General features: G+C 42.8%; 20 protein-coding genes. 14 read left to right on the top strand and 6 right to left on the bottom strand.

Features of this window, described 5'->3' with window-relative positions; translation table 11 throughout:
• Window positions 1-580: GMC oxidoreductase (locus H6G96_RS37765; protein ID WP_242063596.1), on the top strand; the 580-nt coding region annotated here is incomplete at its 5' end.
• 105 nt (window positions 581-685) lie between these two features.
• Window positions 686-889, top strand: coding sequence for a hypothetical protein (locus H6G96_RS37760; protein WP_190919382.1), 204 nt, complete (start codon window positions 686-688; stop codon window positions 887-889).
• 136 nt (window positions 890-1,025) lie between these two features.
• Here H6G96_RS37760 and H6G96_RS37755 read toward each other — a convergent pair whose 3' ends face one another.
• Window positions 1,026-1,232, bottom strand: coding sequence for a hypothetical protein (locus H6G96_RS37755; RefSeq protein WP_190919380.1), 207 nt, complete (start codon window positions 1,230-1,232; stop codon window positions 1,026-1,028).
• 48 nt (window positions 1,233-1,280) lie between these two features.
• Window positions 1,281-1,661, bottom strand: coding sequence for a hypothetical protein (locus H6G96_RS37750; RefSeq protein WP_190919378.1), 381 nt, complete (start codon window positions 1,659-1,661; stop codon window positions 1,281-1,283).
• 123 nt (window positions 1,662-1,784) lie between these two features.
• Here H6G96_RS37750 and H6G96_RS37745 point away from each other — a divergent pair, with 123 nt between their 5' ends.
• The 4 genes from H6G96_RS37745 (at window position 1,785) to H6G96_RS37730 (ending at window position 6,183) form a co-directional block, all read left to right on the top strand.
• The gene (locus tag H6G96_RS37745) at window positions 1,785-2,051 is read left to right on the top strand and encodes a hypothetical protein (protein ID WP_190919376.1); all 267 of its coding nucleotides are present in this window, start codon (window positions 1,785-1,787) and stop codon (window positions 2,049-2,051) included.
• Window positions 2,052-2,102: 51 nt separating this feature from the next.
• Window positions 2,103-4,319, top strand: a complete 2,217-nt coding sequence (locus H6G96_RS37740; RefSeq protein ID WP_190919374.1) for an AAA family ATPase — start codon at window positions 2,103-2,105, stop codon at window positions 4,317-4,319.
• Window positions 4,320-4,689: 370 nt separating this feature from the next.
• Window positions 4,690-5,292, top strand: coding sequence for a hypothetical protein (locus H6G96_RS37735; RefSeq protein ID WP_199339863.1), 603 nt, complete (start codon window positions 4,690-4,692; stop codon window positions 5,290-5,292).
• A 465-nt stretch (window positions 5,293-5,757) separates the two neighbouring features.
• Window positions 5,758-6,183 carry a GFA family protein gene (locus tag H6G96_RS37730; RefSeq protein WP_190919372.1) on the top strand — a complete coding sequence of 142 codons (426 nt, stop codon included), beginning with the start codon at window positions 5,758-5,760 and terminating at the stop codon, window positions 6,181-6,183.
• A 104-nt stretch (window positions 6,184-6,287) separates the two neighbouring features.
• Here H6G96_RS37730 and H6G96_RS37725 read toward each other — a convergent pair whose 3' ends face one another.
• The 3 genes from H6G96_RS37725 to H6G96_RS37715 form a co-directional block, all read right to left on the bottom strand.
• Window positions 6,288-6,536, bottom strand: coding sequence for a hypothetical protein (locus H6G96_RS37725; RefSeq protein ID WP_190914811.1), 249 nt, complete (start codon window positions 6,534-6,536; stop codon window positions 6,288-6,290).
• A 203-nt stretch (window positions 6,537-6,739) separates the two neighbouring features.
• Window positions 6,740-6,901, bottom strand: coding sequence for a hypothetical protein (locus tag H6G96_RS37720; RefSeq protein ID WP_190919370.1), 162 nt, complete (start codon window positions 6,899-6,901; stop codon window positions 6,740-6,742).
• A 102-nt stretch (window positions 6,902-7,003) separates the two neighbouring features.
• Window positions 7,004-7,954: an RpoD/SigA family RNA polymerase sigma factor gene (locus H6G96_RS37715; RefSeq protein ID WP_190919367.1), complete on the bottom strand. Its 951-nt coding sequence runs from the start codon at window positions 7,952-7,954 to the stop codon at window positions 7,004-7,006.
• Window positions 7,955-8,323: 369 nt separating this feature from the next.
• Between H6G96_RS37715 and H6G96_RS37710 the strand changes: the two genes are divergently transcribed.
• From H6G96_RS37710 to H6G96_RS37685, 7 genes are all read left to right on the top strand, one after another.
• Window positions 8,324-8,773, top strand: a complete 450-nt coding sequence (locus H6G96_RS37710) for a hypothetical protein (RefSeq protein ID WP_190919365.1) — start codon at window positions 8,324-8,326, stop codon at window positions 8,771-8,773.
• 62 nt (window positions 8,774-8,835) lie between these two features.
• Window positions 8,836-9,129: a hypothetical protein gene (locus H6G96_RS37705; RefSeq protein ID WP_190919362.1), complete on the top strand. Its 294-nt coding sequence runs from the start codon at window positions 8,836-8,838 to the stop codon at window positions 9,127-9,129.
• A gap of 162 nt (window positions 9,130-9,291) precedes the next feature.
• Window positions 9,292-13,347 carry a strawberry notch family protein gene (locus tag H6G96_RS37700; RefSeq protein WP_242063595.1) on the top strand — a complete coding sequence of 1,352 codons (4,056 nt, stop codon included), beginning with the start codon at window positions 9,292-9,294 and terminating at the stop codon, window positions 13,345-13,347.
• Between the two features lie 8 nt (window positions 13,348-13,355).
• Window positions 13,356-13,583 (top strand): hypothetical protein, encoded by a 228-nt coding sequence (locus H6G96_RS41980; protein WP_242063594.1) that lies wholly within the window; start codon window positions 13,356-13,358, stop codon window positions 13,581-13,583.
• Window positions 13,584-13,833: 250 nt separating this feature from the next.
• Window positions 13,834-14,274 carry a MerR family transcriptional regulator gene (locus tag H6G96_RS37695; protein ID WP_190919357.1) on the top strand — a complete coding sequence of 147 codons (441 nt, stop codon included), beginning with the start codon at window positions 13,834-13,836 and terminating at the stop codon, window positions 14,272-14,274.
• A gap of 31 nt (window positions 14,275-14,305) precedes the next feature.
• Window positions 14,306-15,082, top strand: a complete 777-nt coding sequence (locus H6G96_RS37690) for a glucose 1-dehydrogenase (RefSeq protein WP_190919355.1) — start codon at window positions 14,306-14,308, stop codon at window positions 15,080-15,082.
• A gap of 33 nt (window positions 15,083-15,115) precedes the next feature.
• Window positions 15,116-16,102 carry a gluconolaconase gene (locus H6G96_RS37685; protein WP_190919353.1) on the top strand — a complete coding sequence of 329 codons (987 nt, stop codon included), beginning with the start codon at window positions 15,116-15,118 and terminating at the stop codon, window positions 16,100-16,102.
• Window positions 16,103-16,360: 258 nt separating this feature from the next.
• On the opposite strand, the gene H6G96_RS37680 is transcribed toward H6G96_RS37685, so the two are convergent.
• Window positions 16,361-16,789 (bottom strand): DUF5367 domain-containing protein, encoded by a 429-nt coding sequence (locus H6G96_RS37680; protein ID WP_190919351.1) that lies wholly within the window; start codon window positions 16,787-16,789, stop codon window positions 16,361-16,363.
• Between the two features lie 83 nt (window positions 16,790-16,872).
• Here H6G96_RS37680 and H6G96_RS37675 point away from each other — a divergent pair.
• The coding region (locus H6G96_RS37675; protein WP_242063593.1) for a TetR/AcrR family transcriptional regulator at window positions 16,873-17,098 on the top strand (226 nt) is incomplete at its 3' end.

The following is a 17,098-nucleotide window of genomic DNA, read 5'->3' as shown; positions in this document are numbered from 1 at the left end:
TTTGAGTACTGTACCTGATTCAATTGCTGGTGAAATTAGTGAGAATTCTTTGAGTTGCATTCAACATCAGTACACTTGGGTGACAAACCTTAGTCTACCTAGTTTTGAGCTTAACCGAACCGTATTGCCAGTGATACTTGAGGCATTTCAAGCACTTCCTTTCATTCCGCAGGGTCTGATTCCTGTTCTTGGTCAGGGAATTTCTAAACCAGAGGGTTATCTTACTTATAATGCCTATACTGGGTCAGCAGATTTGTTTTGGACTAACAACTCAACCGATAGCCAGAAAAATGCTCAAGCTCTCCAGTATACTTACCAACGGCTTAACCAAACTAATGGTACAACTTTAGCTGCATCACCAGACTACAGTTTTACAGCACACCCGCTTGGAGGTGCAACCATCGGGCAAGTATGCAACACTCATGGGCAGGTCTTTGGTTATCCTAATTTGTTTGTTATTGATGGTGCGCTTATTCCTGGTTCAACAGCCTGCTCTAATCCCTCGTTAACTATTGCTGCTCTTGCAGAACGGAGCATGGATCACTTTCTCAACCGGATTCCTTGGCATCGAAAAATATAACCAAGAGCGATCAATCACTCAATACAGCGCTTCCCGCTATTATGCAATACAGTTTTTCTCTTTCCCTTTCTTTTAGCGTAGTATAGCTTTCATCTCTGAGAATGGATGTACCTCATATTTTATGTAGTTGAAAGCGAGGGCAAAAGCATTGAGTTTTGGGGTGATATTCTTCACTTCGGCTCGATTCAATTTCCAAATCCTAAAATCACAGGTGTCTACGATGTCAATTTAAATGCCGCAGCAAAACAACGAGCGAAACAGTTTACCCGTGCAGAAAAATCACCCCGCCTAGTCGCAGCTGCACATTAGTATATCGAGGACTATCGACAGTTCTGGTTATAAGTTGATTTTTCTCCCTGTCAGTAGTCATAATTCCATTATTTCTGAAATTTGGAACAGCTAATAGCTTTCCTGTTTCATTATATGAAAGCGCAATCTATTTCCTCTAATCTTGAGAAAGATTGACATTTAATTTGAAGCGACGTTCTTCAACAATTGAAACAGGTAACTCACGATAATCTAATGTATATTTTGAACTCAGAATTTGCAGATGCTGTTGAGTGACATCTGCACCTTTTTCGCTCGTTGGATCTCTACCAAACCATGCTCTAGCGGTTTGAGAGCCAATAGTCAAAGCAGAAGTAGTTATCATAATTTTTCTGAGAATCTGTCCGATTTTTGAATAACTCCTGAAAACTCTTTATTCACAAACTGCGGCTCTTTCAATAACAAACCATTCATGGTACAAAATTGCTAAGAAAAATTCTTCATTCTTCAGGCGATCGCATACTGCCATAAATCCCGAAAAGAATGGATCATCTTCATAGGTAGTATCTGATAGAAAAACTGTTACAGAATTCTTATCCGCACTCCAAATACAACGTATTATAGTAATATTCGGATGATGTGATTTATCTACAGGTAATAATATTGAGCATTCTTCCACTGACAAAAATTCTGGTTCTTCATATCTTAAAACTGATGACCAACTTTCTGGCCCTTCATGTTTCTCAATAATTCTATCCCACCTAACTGACTTGATTTTTTCCAGAGTTTCTGCCGATATTTCGGAAATTTTCATAGTTTTTACTACAGTTAATAAATTTTCATAATTAATATTTGGCATTCGGCATCAATTGCCATAAGTAGATTCAATTAATAGCCTATAATAATGCCTATTTCTATATAAACACAGCCAAATCCGGTGGCAGCAGCACTGATGTCAAAAATGAATATTCGCCATGAGGAACGTCCTCAGGTAAAAGCAGAATGTTTGCGACTGCTGGCGACGTTAAAGTTATCGCCAGCACATATGCAATTGATTTCGGGCTTTGTGGATACGTATTTGCGGCTCGACGATACTGAGAAACAGGTCTTTCAAACGGCAATCAGTACAATGGGATTAGATGAGCAGGAGGAAATTATGGAAGATATTCTTGAGCAGATGTTGTCAGAATTAATGAGATACTAGTTGATTTTTCTCAAAAATCAGAGTTGGCGTTGAATGAAGACGTATTAAATAATGGATTTATTTGACCAGCATCTTACAAAAATAACCGAAGAAGAAGCACCACTGGCGGCTCGGATGCGTCCCCGGACACTTGATGAATTTATTGGTCAAGAGCATATTATCGGGCAAGGAAGGCTATTACGGCGTGCTATTAGTTTGGATCAACTCTCTTCCTTAATCTTTTCTGGGCCACCAGGGACTGGAAAGACTACTCTAGCCCGTGTTATTGCCAACACCACCCGCGCTCACTTCATCGCTATCAATGCTGTACTCTCAGGAGTTAAAGAAATTCGAGCCGCAATTGAAATAGCCCAACAACAGCGCAAGTTTCATAATCAACGAACTATTCTTTTTGTCGATGAAGTCCATCGTTTTAACAAGTCTCAGCAAGATGCTCTATTACCTTGGGTAGAGAATGGTACAATTATTCTCATTGGTGCTACCACCGAAAATCCTTTTTTTGAAGTCAATAAGGCACTTGTCAGCCGTTCGCGGATTTTTCAACTTCAGCAATTAGCTGATAAAGATTTATACAAAATTGTTGAGCAAACACTCTTCGATTCGGAACGCGGTTATGGCAACTTAACAGTACAAATTGATACAGATGCTTTAGCTCATCTAGTTAATGTTGCTAACGGTGACGCTCGGTCATTATTGAATGCTTTGCAACTGGCTGTAGAGACTACACCCCCAGATGCTACAGGTGTTATTCATATCCCTCTAGCAGTGGCAGAAGAATCTATTCAGCAACGTGCTATTTTATACGACAAAGAAGGGGATGCCCATTTTGATACCATCAGTGCTTTTATCAAGAGCCTACGAGGTTCTGACCCAGATGCAGCACTGTACTGGCTAGCCAAAATGGTTTATGCAGGTGAAGACCCGCGTTTCATCTTCCGTCGGATGTTAATTCTTGCAAGTGAAGATATCGGATTGGCTGACCCACAAGCAGTTGTAGTTACAAATGCTTGTGCCGAAGCCTTTGATCGTGTGGGAATGCCGGAAGGACGTTATCATTTGGCGCAGGCAGTACTTTACTTAGCTACTGCACCAAAATCCAATAGCATCATGGGCTTTTTTGATGCTTTAGCCGCAGTAGAAAATGAAAATCTTGCTTCCATTCCCACTCATCTTAAAGATGCCAATCGGGATAAAAAAGGTTTTGGGCATGGGGCGGGTTATCTCTATCCTCACGCTTATCGAGATCATTGGGTAGAACAGCAATATTTACCCACTAGCTTGCAAGGTCAATTGTTTTATCAACCATCAACCCAAGGTTATGAACACCAAATCGCAACACAAGTGGCACGTCGTCGAGAAGCTCAACTTGCTGCAATAGTAGAAGGTATTGGTGTTGCACCAATGGAAGTCATGACTTATGGAACTGTTGACCGAGCAGATGAGCGCTGGTTGCAACGCACACTTTCTCAAGTCAGTACACAATTAGCATCTGTGCGTGATCGCATTTTCACTTTTGCTCAATTACAACGTCATCACTTAGTATTAGATTTAAATGCTGCCACTGGTTTACTTACTTGGGAAGCAATCCGGCAAGTTCCTGAAGGTGGGGTTTATGCCTGTGTCCGCAATAGCTCTGATGCCAATGCTTTAAATGAACTTGCTGCGGCACTTCCTGAAACAATGCGACCAATAGTTTTTACTGCATCTGTTGCACAGATACCTGCGATGCTGACATCTCTTGCACCAAATGTACAGTTTGACTCTATTATTGGGCGCAATGTACTAGCCTCCCAACCGGATAAGGGGCTTGCTGCTCAGATTTTAACTCAATTGCTGCCGCACTCAGTCAAGCTTATTTTAGCTGAGACAGTACCTCGTCATACCCAAAGGTTTTATCGCTTACTGCCCAGCCAAAATCTAGATGCCCAATTGTATGAGCGATTAGTTTTAGCGGAAGAAGCTATTTATACAGATGCCTCTGACCCCATGTTTAACTGGGACGCTGACGATTTGCGTCACATTTTTGCCTCAAATGGACACTGCGTAGAAGTGGTTATTGAACAGTATTTGACACCAATGCACATCTCTGATAACTTTATCAAGCGTTTATTTGCTGCTAATCCCAATCGACCAAGTTATGCCGAGCGTCTGGCTGCAAATTTGACCAGTGAGGAAATAGACATTATTAAAAGTTTATTTACTCGTTACTTACTCAACCAATCCGTTAATTGGTCAAGCACTGTGGCATTTTTAAAGGTTAGCACATGAATATTTTTTGACTCACAAATCACAGTCATTTATCGTTATGATTGAAAGGATGCAATTGCTATTAGACACGTCCTGCTAAAAACAGATAACTGAAACTGAGATGATGTTTATTGATTGACCATTTTTTGAATTCAAAATTCAAAATTCAAAATTCTGTTAGGAATAATAAGAATAATTTTGAATTAATTATCCTTCTCCTAACGGAGACGCTGCGCGAACGAGTCAAAGCCCCCAATGATAGCGCAGCGTTAGCGACGTAGGAGCGTCTTGTAATAATGAAATTGATAATGCGTGAATTTTGAATTGTTTTGACTTCCTTTGAGCTTTATTTGTGAATCCTCTGCTCAAATTAAAATAATTTTAGATAACTATGCCAATTAAAAAACGCATTGAGCTTAGTCCGGGAGCTTTTCTTAATCCCGCAGATAAAAAGATAGTTGTCAATTTATCTACTGAAGACATTTTAACTTTAATCACGCAAGAATTAAAAACTCGTTACTCCCCAGAAACTCAAAAACTTTTACTTGAGGAGAGTTCCCAGTTATTACCTGATTTCGTGCTACAAGAATTATTAAAGCGCCAAGAGCAGGTAGTAAACGTTAACCCCGATACATTAATAGTGGTTAACTGTCAAATAGCAGAGTTAGAGGTCGATGACTTGGGATTTGATTTAAATGTCGAAGCATATTTTGTTATTGCAGACACAACAGGTCAAAATCATTTTCGGGCTAATAAGATTGTCCTTTGGTCGAATATATGGGGGGATGAACAACGGCTTTTCGATTTAGAAGATGAACTAGGTGACCAATTCTGGACAAATTATCAAATCCAGTTACTTTTTGATGAAAAAAATCAGCAACCAATTGAGCTATCAGTATCTCAAACAGATGATTATACCGCGAGGTTAGAATTTTACCCATCCCTGAAAAGGTTTTTACCATCCATAGTTCCCTTTACTGATAATGACTTTTAAAATCAGCAATTAAACCAGAATGCGCCTAGCAATTCGGGCAGTAGCTTCTGGAGCTGATGCGACCGGATATAGGTAATATTCGAGTCACAAAACTTCGTATTCTTTGGCAAGGTTCAGATTGTAATTAGTGTTTGTTCTAATTTCGCGCACTTACTTTTTTCTCGCTTGCTCTTCCAAATAACTCATTAGAACCACCAAAATAGCGATCGCGGTTGCCTTCTATGCTAAATACCTTGAGAGGATACAAAATCCCCTGAAATGCCAACAGATTAAAGAATGTTGCAATTTATATCTTCTTAAAACCTTTCCCCCCACCCTTATCCCTAGAGGAAACCCTACCTTCTCCCTTACCCAAAAAATAGCCAAGTCACGAAAGCGAACTACTTGATATTCTTGGCATTTCCAGTATGAAATAGGGGAAAATGTGAGCAATTGGAGCGCCTGCGTGGAATCGGAGAAAATAATATGTCTAATATGACCATTGTAAAAGGTAGCTGCCTATGTGGAGCAGTAAGCCTGTCCACAACCAGTATGAGTAATCAGATGGGAGCGTGTCATTGTAGTATGTGTCGCAAGTGGGGTGGAGGGCCTTTATTAGCTATTGACTGTAAAGGTGATGTTAGCTTCTTTGGTGAAGAAAATATTGGGCTTTATCAATCGTCACAGTGGGCAGAACGTGGATTCTGTAAGCAGTGTGGTAGCCATCTATTTTACAAATTAAAACAAAATAACCAGTATTTCATTCCTGTTGGACTATTCGAGAAATGTGAAGGTCTTGTTTTCGATCATCAGGTATTCATTGATGAAAAGCCCAAATATTACTGTTTTGCCGATGAAACTAAGAACCTGACAGGGGCCGAGGTCTTTGCACAGTTTGCACCTTCTGAATGACTCCTAAACATTAGAGTTACTTTTTACCAGTTTGAGTTAGGTTGAGCGAATGAGCGCACTGCTTCACTTACTTTCGTGCGCTCACTCACCCTTGAGACAACAAATCATCCCGCTATGTCTTTACCACTCTTGTAAGTCATAGCTCTGGGTTTTCTCTTCTTTAGAGGAACTACTGATTTCTTGGGTGCTTGTGGCGGACGGCATGTTTCGCAATATAGAGGTCGGACACCAAAGGTTTCTCGTTGTGTGGGTTGTTCGCATTGCTTACACACAAAGTTGAAAACGCGAGTATGAATTTCCCGCTTGTGCGCTCTAACGGTGTACTCTCGGACTTCAATAGTTTTGCTGGGCATCGCTTCTTTCTTCGGTGTTCTATTTATAAGGATAGTTTCTAGATAGCAATATATTCATACACCATTTGATTGAAACAGGGATAAAAACAAGTAGCAAGTCGGAAGTAGCAAGTCGGAAGTAAGATAAAAAACTCCAGTTGTGGAATACAAGTCCACTTCAAAAAAAGAATTATGTCAATACATTTAGTACCAGACATAAAGTGTCATTGTTTCAAGCTCACGACAACAGTTGTCGGTACACTTGCGATTTGCGACTTGTAACTTGCTACTTGGTCTGACAATCTGATGGTTTTTCGCCAGAATTTAAGCAGAGGCAATGCCACCGATTCATGGCAGGTACGCGATCGCACTCCTGACAGCAGCAATTGGAGGCCTCTTTAACAGCAGTCGCGGTTTGTTCTCAGTCTTTGGAGTAGCGAGTTCGAGTTATATAAATGAAACTAAAGTCAAACAACCCTTAGTTAGTCCTAATTAAGAAGATAGTCTTTAATCTTGTTTTGATGAGAGCGTAAAATCGAGAGAGCAAGATGTTCAGTTTTACGAATTGTTTCCCTACTAAGATTTAGGCGTTTTGCAACTTGACTCAAAGTCAACTCCTGATTATCTTCCAATCCAAAACGTAGAGTCAATACTTTCCGTTGCCTTGGATTGAGCAACGTCAGCAACTTGCTCAAGTCTTGGTGTAAAAGCTCTTGAGTTATTTGCTCATCTAGGGAAATACCATCCATCGGTAAAATATCAGCTAATTCAGTTTCGCGCTCATTCCCGACTCGCATTTCTAGCGAAACTGGAGTGCGGGAAACGTGAAGATATTCACGTATTTGATTAGGCAACAGATTTAAGGATTCGGCAATTTCTGCTACAACTGGAGGACGACCCAAAGATTGAGACAGTTGCTGTTGTACTCTCCTGATTTTGTTTAATTTCTCGTTAATATGAATTGGCAGACGGATAGTGCGAGACTTTTCTCCAATCGCCCGTGTTATTGACTGCTTAATCCACCAGTAAACGTAGGTCGATAGTTTATAGCCTCGGTTGGGATCAAACTTTTCGATTCCCTTTTGCAAACCCAGTGCCCCTTCTTGGAGCAAATCGAGAAAATCTAAATTGTGGTTCTGGTATTTTTTGGCAACAGAAACCACTAGGCGTAGGTTAGCTGTGACCATTTTCTCTTTAGCTTTTTGACCTTGTTGAATGATTGATTGTACTTCAGTATCGCTTTGCCCAAGCGAGGTGGCTAATTCTCTTGCGGTTGGTTGTCGATTTAGCTGAAGTGCGAGATTTGAGCGGTGTTCTTCAATCGCCATCATCTGCTGCAACGCCCTAGCGTTTGTAATTTCTTGCTCAGGAGTTAGCAGAGGGTAGCGTCCGATTTCTTTGAGGTAGGAGCGAACTAAGTCGGTAGTTGGACTGGGCATACTTTCAATTAATTGTGAGGAATACTTTTATTTGTCGTTTGAATAGGATCTTTTATTTCAAGAATTAGCCAGCAAATTAAATATTAACCATAGATTTAAACCAATGTTTATCTTTGGGAAACAAGCTCATAAATATAATACTTGAAATCTTCAATCAGGTAAATACTAAAATTGGTTTATTTTATAAATAAGCTTTAAAATAACGAGGAAGGTTGGCTGAGTTAAATCAAAGAGACGCTACGCTAAATTTAGAGTGAAGTCCTCTCTTGAAGAGAGGATATGTTCAAATCCGCTTCACATTTGAACAAGGCTTAAAAACGCTTTGCGTAAATCAATTAAAAAATCCAGATACTTAGTTGAGAAATAATCATGGATATGCAATCTCTACTCACTTTCACAATCGTAGTCATCTTTTGGGCATTCGTTACTCTCGTTATATTCCAGTTCATTAACGGACTATTTGTATCGGCTGCTTACGCTAGTAATGTGGTTTCGGTTAGCAATGGAAATATAGCCGCTTCTACAATCCCATCAGTATCAAAAGTAATCACATCACAACAAGTTCAGACTTTTGAAAAATTGCCAGATCCTTGGACGTTAGAGGATGAAGTTGTTTATCGTACCAGTAACGAAGCAGTTATTCTCTCATTACCTACATTGAGATTACTGCCTCCAGTTAAAGAACTTTCACCACAACCAAAACGTACTACTCGTTCCAATAAAGCTAACAATGCTGCCAACAAGTCACCGAAAACTAAAAAGGCTGATGTAAATTCTTCAGGCAAGCGCAAGCCAGGCAGACCGCGTAAAGCTGCATAAAAGTTACTCGACTATAGCCTCCGATTGATCAACGGAGGTTAAACTTACTTTTTTGAAAAATAGTGAACGCTACATATTGTTGTCTATCAGTTGCCTTAAATCACATTCCAGGCAATCATTTCCTGCTAGAAGCAGCAACATCAGAGTTAGCAATTGCTGTTAATTGTGCCGAGCGATATGAAAAAACTTGGCACTCTATTATCTGGATTCGGTCTAATACTCGCACAAAAATCAGAGTTAGGCACGAGTTGAATTACTTGGCATTTGAATGTTACACACATTTTTTGAAAGCTGTTGATTACTTGAATCAATACGCTAATTTTATGAATGAGCAAGGTGTTCCAGTAGCTAATTAGTGGTGGGAAATGGCTTGCAGTTTAAACACAGCCTCTAGAGCAATATACAGAGAGAACAAACAAGAAATATTCTCTCGACAATTGAGGTTATTTGAGAGTTAATTCAACACGGTTAAGGCTTCGTCATAGCAAGAGTGAAAAAATAATATTGTGAGTGATGCAATGGTACAGCAACTTTTCACTCAAGGTTCTCTATTCGATTTGCAAACAGTAATCGATTATGGGCAGTCAGTTATTAATGTTGCCCAAGAGCTTGCAAAAGTTTTAATAGATAATCGCTCTCTCTCTACAAAAACTGTTTCTTCCCAGATGAATCGCTACTTTCTAGGCACTGCCGCGTCTGGTGCATGGCAGTGGAAAGATGCTTACGAAGCTGTGGAAGTGGCGCAAATATTATATCTGCGCCAAAAAGGTTACAAGCTTTTATTAGAGTCGCCACAAACAGTATTATTGGAATTGGAGAAGTTAGTAGCCCTCTGCCCAACGCAAACACGGCGCAGTGAAGAGTCAGTACAGCTTCAGCAATTCTCGACACCTCTGCCGGTTGCTTATCTGGTAGCCAAAGCAGGATTTATACAAGGTACTGACTTGATTCTGGAGCCTTCCGCCGGAACTGGCTTATTGGCACAAATGGCTAAATTGCACGGTGCAAGTCTCATGCTCAACGAACTCGCACCCGACAGAAGTAAGATTCTGCGGCGGTTATTCCCTGGCACACCATTATTCTCAGTAAACGCGGAACAGATTAACGACTATCTGGTTGGCAAGACTCAGCCCTCAGTTGTGCTGATGAATCCACCTTTTTCCGCATCTCCCAAAATCAGCAGTCGCAACCCCGACGCAACTCCTCGCCACATCAACTCGGCATTGCAAAGACTGGCTGACGGTGGACGGCTGGTAACAATCAGTGCCAACTGGTTCTCACCTAATAATCCCACTTGGCGCGAGACTTTTGTTAGGTGGCACTCGGAAGCACGAGTTTTAATGTCAGTCGGGGTTAACGGCAAGGTTTACTCAAAACATGGTACACAGATCGACACTCGGATTACAGTGATCGACAAAGTTCCGGCTGATAATCGCAGGCAAATCCCCTGTATTCCCGAAACCTTGGACTTGCCCGAACTGCTGGCGTTGATTGAGCAATTACCTCTGCGATCTTTGTGGGAACGCTCAGAAAAAGTCAAAGCTGCTGCGATGGCGTACCCGCCCGCCGTAGGCATCGCAAAAGTTGTTCAATTGCCAAAACGCTCTGTGGTAGCTCAAGCAGGAACACTTTCTTCAATTCCAGATGTGGTTATTCTGGAATACGAAGTCGTCGAATGGTCTGCTACAGAAGGACTCAAAGATACTTTATATGAAACCTATCGCCCACAGCGAATCAGAATTAAAGATGCTTTACCTCATCCCTCACTGCTTTGTGAGAGTGCAGCCCTAGCACTTGTCTCGCCACCACCACCCACTTACAAACCGCATCTTCCTAGCAAGATTATCACACAAGGCAATTTGTCAGAGGCACAGCTTGAGAGCGTTATTTACGCAGGTCAGGCGCACTGTGAATTTCTGTCTGGGTCTTATATTGTGGATGATTCATGGGATAATGTGACTGTTGCGGCTCAGGGCGAAGAAAATGCCGTAAAATTTCGTCGTGGCTGGTTCTTAGGCGATGGGACAGGCGCGGGGAAAGGAAGACAATGTGCAGGAATCATCCTCGACAACTGGTGTCAGGGGCGAAGAAAAGCAATTTGGGTATCTAAAAGTTCTGCCTTAATTGAAGATGCCCGTAGAGACTGGTGTGCTTTAGGAGGTGATGTAAAAGACATTATCGACCTCTCAAATATCAAACTTGGCGACCCCATCCCTTTCATCCAAGGTATTCTGTTCTGCACCTACTCAACTCTGCGCTCTCAAAAGAACGGCAAAAGTCGGCTTAAGCAAATCGTTGAGTGGGCTGGCATTGGCTTTGAGGGAGCGATCGCTTTCGACGAATGCCACAGTATGGGCAATGCAATGGCGCAAGAGGGTAAACTGGGCATGGTTGCAGCATCCCAGCAAGGTATTGTTGGGCTGAGGTTGCAAAATGCCTTACCGCAGGCACGGGTTGTCTATGTCTCTGCGACTGGAGCGACGAAGGTTTCTAACCTATCTTACGCAAATCGTCTGGGGCTTTGGCAGACGGGCGACTTTCCGTTTACCTCCCGTGAGGATTTTGTAGAATCCATTGAGGGCGGTGATATTGCCGCGATGGAAGTGGTAGCCAGGGATCTCAAGGCTTTGGGGCTGTATCTGGCGCGATCGCTTTCCTTCGATGGTGTGGAGTATGAGATGTTAGAAATCGAACTCACTCCTACTCAAGAACGTATCTATGACAGTTATGCAGACGCTTTTCAAATTATCCATAATAACTTGCATAAAGCTTTAGAAGCCTGCAACATCACTGGTGCGAAAACATACAATCGTGCTGCTAAAATGTCTGCCATGTCTCAGTTTGAATCGCATAAGCAAAGATTCTTCAATCATTTATTAACTAGCATGAAATGCCCACAGTTAATTAAAGCAATTGAGAATGATTTAGCCCAAGGCAATGCTGTTGTAATTCAAATAGTTTCCACCAATGAAGAATTACTCAAACGCCGACTCAATGAAGTTGCACCCGAAGAATGGCAGGATTTGAACCTTGATTTAACACCACGAGAGTATGTTCTTGACTACTTAGTAAGTGCCTTTCCCGTACATCTGCATGAGATTCACTCAGGCGTTGATGGAGACGAACGCTCCGAACCAGCCTTTGATGCCGATGGTTCACCAATTGTTTCATCTGAAGCTGTGGCTTTGAGAGATGCCTTAGTAGACAAACTCGCCAGCCTTGATCCAATTCCTGGTACATTAGAACAACTGCTGTGGCATTTCGGTAACAAGCAAGTAGCTGAAGTCACAGGTCGTAGCAAACGAGTATTGAAAGACGAAGCCGGACGCTTGTTTGTGGATTCACGGGGTAGTGGTGCCAATATTGCTGAGACTAACGCATTCATGGCGGGAGATAAGCAAATACTCATCTTCAGCGATGCAGGTGGTACAGGCAGAAGTTATCATGCTGACTTAAATGCTGTAAATCGTAGAAGGCGATCGCACTATTTACTCGAAGCTGGTTGGCGTGCTGACAACGCAATTCAAGGCGTTGGGCGCACTCACCGTACCAACCAAGCTTCTGCACCAGTCTTCCGTCCTGTGACTACTAACGTGCGCGGTGAACGCCGATTCATCAGCACGATTGCTAGACGGCTGGACAGCTTGGGCGCACTCACCCGTGGTCAGAGGCAAACTGGCGGTAACGGTATGTTTGATGCCAAAGACAATCTAGAATCGAACTATGCTGAATATGCTTTATACGAGTTGTTTAAGCAGATTTTTCAAGGTCGATTTTATGAAGTTCCTCTGGGGAAGTTTCAACAGATGACAGGACTCTCGCTCACTTCCACTGAAGGTGGAATGAAGATAGACCTCCCATCCTTGCGACAGTTCCTCAATCGCCTGCTGGCTTTGGCAATCGGGATGCAAAATACGATTTTCGAGCGTTTCGAGTTGCTATTAAGTCAACAAATCGAGACTGCGATCGCAAATGGTGTGTTTGAAGTTGGAGTAGAAACACTTCGGGCTGATAGATTTCGTATCGAAAGCTGTGAATCAGTTTATACTCATCCTCAAACTGGTAGCGTGACCAATTACTTAAAGATTGAGCGTGTCCAAAAGAACAACATCAAAACGGCTGATGAAATGCTTGAGTTTGTTGTTAAGTATCAAGGGCAACTCATGAGCAATGAGAAATCCGGTAATGCGGCTGTGAGCATTCCTACGCACAGCTTCTTTGATGACCAAGGCGGGGTGATTCCAAGAGTTCTACTCGTTCGTCCACAGAAAGAAACGCGTGTCCCTGTCGATAAGTTGGAATCGTCCACTTGGAAGCAGGTTTCGGCTGATGCGTTTGTTGCAGCTTGGTTGAAGGAAGTTGACCAATTGCCCAGATTCACTACTGATTATATTCACCTTGTGACTGGGATATTGCTGCCAATCTGGAAAATGCTACCCCAGAAGAACAATCGAGTATATCGGTTGCAGACCAGCGATGGCGAGAAAATTCTGGGTCGGGTGGTCAGTGCAGTAGATATTAAGTCTGTGGCTGAACAACTCGGACTGAAGGATAAGCTGTTAAGCCCACAGTAGTCTCTTTAGTGCTAAACGAAGGCTATTCCCAGCAGTTACCGGGTGGCGTAACTTTACGGCGTTCTTATATTGCCACAGAACCTCGCATAGAACTGGTTAATGCTATCTCACTGGCAGAGCGACTCTTAGCTGTTGGCTGTTTCACTGAGATCATTAACTGGAAAAAGCGGGTGTTCATTCCGGTTTCAGACAAAGCCCCAGCTATTCTCGCGGCTGTGATTGAAATCTTGGGATAAGTCAAAAGCTGATGTATTTAATAAATACATCAGCTTATTTTTCGCTCAAACAAGAGTGTGATGGACTCACATTGTGTACATATATAGTCACTAATTACACATAGTACTTTTACGTGTAATGCTATATGAATCACGGGGCAAAATGATAAGCAAATTATAAAATTTACTTTTCCACAAAAAATTCTAATTGAGAATGTTATGGAAAATAAGGTCTTGACCTAGAGCGCACTCTAGGTTTTATAGTCTTGGTATGACAAGCAAATTCACCATCCAACAAGTTGCTGAGGCAACGGGGTTAAGCATCCACGCTTTACGTTATTACGAGAAAGTGGGTCTGTTAGCACCGATTAAGCGTGCCTCAAACGGTCATCGGCAGTATTCTGCTGAGGATATTGTCTGGTTGGAGTTCTTGGTGCGGCTCCGGGAGACTGGAATGCCGATTCAAAAAGTGCAAGCCTTTGCCGATCTGGTTCGTCAACACCCCGATCAGGTCACTCAACGCCGTGTACTGCTAGAAAACCACCGCGAACAGGTCAAACAACATTTAGAGGAGTTGACCAATCATTTGCAGGTGATTGATTTGAAAATTTCACATTACAAACACCTCGAAACAATAGGGGAAAGCGATCACAACTGTATCTTCTGGAAACACTATCTAGAAAATGCGTTAGATGACCAAGTGAACGAATAGTTCTCACAACGATTCAATATAAGGAGACAGAATGATTAACTTTCAAGGAAAGGTTGCCCTCATTACTGGGGGTAGCTCTGGCATGGGTCGTGCGGCAGCGATCGCGTTTGCCAAATATGGTGCAAAGGTCGTTGTTGCAGCCCGTCGCGAAGATCAGAGTCAGGCGGTGATTAGCCAAATTTGTCAGATGGGTGGAGATGCCTACTGGATTAAAACAGATATGACCGATCCTGAGCAGATTCGCTCACTGATTGAGCAAACTGTCGAATATTATGGTCGCCTCGATTTTGCCTTCAACAATGCTGGAACAGAAGGCAAATTTGCACCCATGATCGAACTCTCTGAAACCGATTGGGAGCAGACTATCACCGTCAATTTAAAAGCAGTTTGGCTCTGCATGAAGTATGAAATCGAACAAATGCTCAAACAGCCCGGTGGCGGCGCAATCGTCAACACGTCTTCTTGGCTGGCAAAAGGTGGGTTGGCAGGCTCCACCATATATTCAGCGAGTAAAGGCGGACTGGATAGTATGATCCGACCTGCTGCTTTGGAGTACGCGCCGTACAACATTCGGATCAACAATATTAACCCTGGCATCATTGATACAGAAATGTTGCGACGCTTTTTTCATCCGGATGATGATGCAGCCAAGCCCTTCATTCATCACATTCCTGTCCAGCGTCTGGGTACATCAGAAGAACTGGCACAAACAGTGGTTTGGCTCTGCTCTGATGCAACTTCCTATATCACCGGACAAACGATTTCCGTAGATGGTGGTTATGGCATTCCAGGGCATCGTGTTGCCTAAATTTGTGATCTAGAGCTTGGAGAAATGAAGTAAATGAAAAGGCGAGATGTATTGATTGCTTTGTCCGGGTTGGCTGCGATTACCGCCGATGCTCTTTATCCCACTGCTGCTTATGCCAGAGAACTGTCCCCCATTGAATTGCCTTCTAGCTTTCAATATCCTAATGGCATTGCGCGTACTCAGGATGGCACACTTTATGTTGGTTCTGTTACCAACGGTCGTATCCTACAAATTTTTCCAAACGGTAGGATTGAAACACTTTTTCCGGGTAACAGCGATATATTTGCTGTTACTAGCCTCCGCCTAGATGAAGCACGAGAAATCTTATGGGGAGCTTCTCCTGATGTTTTAGGCACACCTCAATCCAATGGTGAAATTGTTCGTAGACCAGGGCGAATTTTTGCGCTCGACACTCGCTCAAAGAAAGTGCTGCAAATCATCATCATGCCTGATGGTGGTTTTGGAAATGATCTTGCACTCGACAGGAATGGCGGTGTTTATGTGACCGATAGCTCACGCCCTCGAATTCACTACCTCCCACCTGGAGCGACTCAATTTCAAACTTGGGCGGAAGATGAGCGATTCCACACCCAATTGCGATTTGGACTGTCTGGAATTGTTCGCAGACCGGACGGTGTTTTATTCGTGACGATGTACTCTGATGGTCGATTGTTTAAGGTAACGCCGAGAACGGTCGAAAATCCCGTGATTGAAGAAATTACGCTACCTCGCAAAATTGATGGTTCCGATGCAATCCAGTTAGCTAGTGATGGCTCTCTCATTATGCTTGAAGCCGGAATCGAGAGTGGCAACGGTCGCGTGTTACAACTGCGTCCGTTGGAGGCTGGAGCGAAATCTCAATTTAATGTCTTAGCATCCAGGATGGATTTACCCGTTAATTTAACCGTTGCAGGCCAGGAAGTTTGGGTAACAGAATCGCTCTTCCGTCATCGTCTTGTGCCAGGACAGCAGAAAAAGATTCCGAATCGTTTTTTTGTTCGTCGTTTTATGTTGCCGTAGATATATCTGAATTTTTCAAACGCTGCCAGTCCCCAGGCTGAATCTGTCCCCTTTTTTCTTACCCACTTGACAACTGTGCAATTATCTTAACCTGTCACGGGTGTCAGAAACCTGACAGTACAAGTGCAAAGCCTGTGTGAGGAGCCAGCTAACGACCAAGATAAGCGGCGGTAGACGACCGGGAGCAACTCTGCCAAGACCTTCTATCCGTCCGCTTCATCAACTTGTTAAGTTGCGTCGCTACAGATTGATTGCTCTTTATTGCCCTGTGCTTACCAGCCGCGTCTCAGAAATAGACTGCGAAATGGCTTTTGCAGACATGAACCAAGCAGCACCGATCAGTGTCGAGTACCCTCCAAACAAAAAAGCTGCATATCGCCCTGCTGTTTCGGGTTGCATATTGCTCATGAATTCTGAAAAACCAGCAAGAATTGGAATTTCGCCCAACATTCCTGGCAAAGCAATACAAATTGCACCCTGTAACCAGTCTTTCTGCTTAATGTTGCCCCACTTCATCAGTCCCAGAGAAACAACAGCGTAGGAAATGCCCGTGAAGATTACATTGAGCCAATACCCAACAGCAGAACCTTCAAAGAAGGATGAACCAGTCATCCGATAAACTAATGTCCCTGCTGCCCAGATGACGAAGCCGAGTGAGATGAAGCCAATCTTGTCTTTTGTACTCATGGTTTTGCCCTGCTTAATGATGTTAACGTAATAGTCGTTTCGTTAATTATTAATGTAATAGCTATTACGTTAACTGTCAACTCATGAGCCGACCTACTGAACCTCAAAAGAAGCAAGAACTTCTGGAACAATGTCTATCTGCTGCAATCGAGGCAGGAGCATTGGATTCGAGCATCAATATAATCGCTAACAAGATAGGCACTAGCGGACGAATGCTCGTTTACCACTTTGGCTCAAAACAAGAATTGGAGCGACAACTCATTGGTCTGTTAGAGACTCGCTTGCGCCAAAAGCTATGGTCATTTCAAA

Origin of the sequence: Nostoc sp. FACHB-892 (assembly GCF_014698795.1) — a bacterium.
GTDB lineage: Bacteria > Cyanobacteriota > Cyanobacteriia > Cyanobacteriales > Nostocaceae > Nostoc.
This window is presented reverse-complemented; position numbering and strand designations above follow the sequence as displayed.

Bases quoted from the DNA above. Each gene is read 5' to 3' on its own strand.
- H6G96_RS37760 (WP_190919382.1), top strand. From the start codon at position 686: ATGTACCTCATATTTTATGTAGTTGAAAGCGAGGGCAAAAGCATTGAG.
- H6G96_RS37755 (WP_190919380.1), bottom strand. From the start codon at position 1,232: ATGATAACTACTTCTGCTTTGACTATTGGCTCTCAAACCGCTAGAGCA.
- H6G96_RS37750 (WP_190919378.1), bottom strand. From the start codon at position 1,661: ATGAAAATTTCCGAAATATCGGCAGAAACTCTGGAAAAAATCAAGTCA.
- H6G96_RS37740 (WP_190919374.1), top strand. From the start codon at position 2,103: ATGGATTTATTTGACCAGCATCTTACAAAAATAACCGAAGAAGAAGCA.
- H6G96_RS37735 (WP_199339863.1), top strand. From the start codon at position 4,690: ATGCCAATTAAAAAACGCATTGAGCTTAGTCCGGGAGCTTTTCTTAAT.
- H6G96_RS37730 (WP_190919372.1), top strand. From the start codon at position 5,758: ATGTCTAATATGACCATTGTAAAAGGTAGCTGCCTATGTGGAGCAGTA.
- H6G96_RS37725 (WP_190914811.1), bottom strand. From the start codon at position 6,536: ATGCCCAGCAAAACTATTGAAGTCCGAGAGTACACCGTTAGAGCGCAC.
- H6G96_RS37715 (WP_190919367.1), bottom strand. From the start codon at position 7,954: ATGCCCAGTCCAACTACCGACTTAGTTCGCTCCTACCTCAAAGAAATC.
- H6G96_RS37710 (WP_190919365.1), top strand. From the start codon at position 8,324: ATGGATATGCAATCTCTACTCACTTTCACAATCGTAGTCATCTTTTGG.
- H6G96_RS37700 (WP_242063595.1), top strand. From the start codon at position 9,292: ATGGTACAGCAACTTTTCACTCAAGGTTCTCTATTCGATTTGCAAACA.
- H6G96_RS37695 (WP_190919357.1), top strand. From the start codon at position 13,834: ATGACAAGCAAATTCACCATCCAACAAGTTGCTGAGGCAACGGGGTTA.
- H6G96_RS37690 (WP_190919355.1), top strand. From the start codon at position 14,306: ATGATTAACTTTCAAGGAAAGGTTGCCCTCATTACTGGGGGTAGCTCT.
- H6G96_RS37685 (WP_190919353.1), top strand. From the start codon at position 15,116: ATGAAAAGGCGAGATGTATTGATTGCTTTGTCCGGGTTGGCTGCGATT.
- H6G96_RS37680 (WP_190919351.1), bottom strand. From the start codon at position 16,789: ATGAGTACAAAAGACAAGATTGGCTTCATCTCACTCGGCTTCGTCATC.